The 500-nt window shown below is 61.2% G+C and carries 2 pseudogenes; both read left to right on the top strand.

The window, feature by feature from the left end:
- Positions 1–316: pseudogene (locus AYR66_RS29590) on the top strand (integrase); the annotation flags it as partial.
- Positions 303–500, top strand: a pseudogene (locus AYR66_RS29585) (hypothetical protein); the annotation flags it as partial. The pseudogenes AYR66_RS29590 and AYR66_RS29585, both read left to right, overlap by 14 nt.

Genomic DNA, 500 nt, shown 5'->3' with positions numbered 1-500 from the left:
ACGTGCAGGACAGGGGATCCTGTTGCGCAGTACCGGCCACAGCTGGTGCATGGCTGATGTGCTCAGTTGCGGAGGCCGCGGCTTGTACGACGCCATGGAATGTGCGGACTGCAGCCACGCCGTGATTGATGAAACGCAGCGGGACACCTGGCATGGACTATGGCTGCAGCAGCTCGAACTACGTGAGGTCAACGATATCGGTCCGGCGGCGCAAGCCAAGATCGAGGAAAGCATTGCGACCGTGAAGCAGATTCTACGAAAACTGGATCCCGGCGTAGCTGACGCCCCGGGAAAGGAACCCCATGTCGCGTCGTGACAAAACCCAGCAGGAATTGCTGCTGGCATTACACCGGATTGAGCGAGGGGCGCCGCGCATTGTAGATCCCAAACGCAAGCTGTCGATCATGGCAGTCGCGGAAGAAGCGGGCGTGCACGCGACAACGATCCATACCCGCTACCCGGACATCGCCGAGCAGGTCAGGAAGCGGACGGCCCGGACC

Origin of the sequence: Noviherbaspirillum denitrificans (assembly GCF_002211445.1) — a bacterium.
Classification (GTDB): Bacteria; Pseudomonadota; Gammaproteobacteria; order Burkholderiales; family Burkholderiaceae_D; genus Noviherbaspirillum; species Noviherbaspirillum denitrificans.
Note: the sequence above shows the minus strand (reverse complement) of the source record. Positions and strands in the feature narration are given on the sequence as shown.